The following is a 1,161-nucleotide window of genomic DNA, read 5'->3' as shown; positions in this document are numbered from 1 at the left end:
ATCAGCGTCACGCCTAAGCCCACCACAAACGGCGGGGTGACGATCGGCAGGATCGAGAAGATGCGGCCAATGATGGCGCTGCGTTTCGCGATGCGGGTGGTGTAGATTGCCAGCACCAGCCCGAAGAAAGTACAGCCGATACCGACGGCAATCGACAGCAGCACGGAGTTGATAATCACCTGCACGATGTGCGCCTGCGACAGCACATTCATAAAGGCCAGCGGGGCGAACTCCCCGGCGTCGTTGGTGAACATCGGAATGAAAATCGCGATGCTCGGCCAGACGATAAAGATGCCGATCAGGGCCACAATGGTGATCAGCGAGCCAATCACAAAGCGGTCGCCGCCCAGCCACTCCAGACGCGTCAGCGCCAGAGTCATAATCGCGCCGAGAGCAACGAACAGCACAATGGTGGCGAAGCCTAACCCGCGTCCTTCCACCGTAGCGCTGACGACGATAAAGGCCATGCACAGCAGCGCCCAACCGGCGTCGAGATAGTGACGGCTGCGCTGCTCGCGCTTCGCTTCGTTAAACGGCCGCACCAGCAGCAGGCTTGGCAGCAAATACCACAGCCAGCTGATATTGAAATGGGACCAGCTGTAGGCGTCGAGAATTTCCTCGCGCGTCGACTCCAGCAGGCCGTAATCGAGGCTCCAGCTCGGCAGCAGCGCAAACGCCAGCCAGCCGACTAAAACCCACAGGAATACCGCATCCCGTTTTTTGACGGGATGAAGAGCGAGTGTGTGTGACATAAGTTTTCCGGGCGTTGAGGAAAATGTTGGCCGGGTCACGCGCAGACGCCACCCGGCATTGACCACGTATCGCGGGCTTATTTACCCATCTTCACGTCGCTGACCCATTTGTTGATCAGCGCTTTGCGCACATCCGTTGAGCCGTACTTGTCCATGTCGTAGCTAATCAGCTTCAGATCGTCGAGTTTCAGGGAGTTCGGCGACGTCTCGGCGGTGGTGTGGGTCAGGATTTGGTAGGATTTGCCTTTCTTCCACGCCAGCTCCTGCGCCTCTTTTGACAGCACCCAGTCCACGAACAGCTTCGCGTTCTCTTCGTTACGCGCGCCTTTCAGAATGCTGACGCCGCCGATCTCATACCCGGTGCCTTCGCACGGCGAAATCAGCTCCAGCGGTGCGCCCTGTTCTTTTT

At 58.3% G+C, this 1,161-nt stretch carries 2 pseudogenes; both read right to left on the bottom strand.

The window, feature by feature from the left end:
* A pseudogene (locus K5E19_RS22960) lies at window positions 1-752 on the bottom strand (iron ABC transporter permease); the annotation flags it as partial.
* 77 nt (window positions 753-829) lie between these two features.
* Window positions 830-1,161 (bottom strand): annotated as a pseudogene (locus K5E19_RS22955) (extracellular solute-binding protein); the annotation flags it as partial.

Origin of the sequence: Enterobacter sp. RIT637, assembly GCF_019718755.1 — a bacterium.
In the GTDB taxonomy this organism is placed as follows: domain Bacteria; phylum Pseudomonadota; class Gammaproteobacteria; order Enterobacterales; family Enterobacteriaceae; genus Enterobacter.
This window is presented reverse-complemented; position numbering and strand designations above follow the sequence as displayed.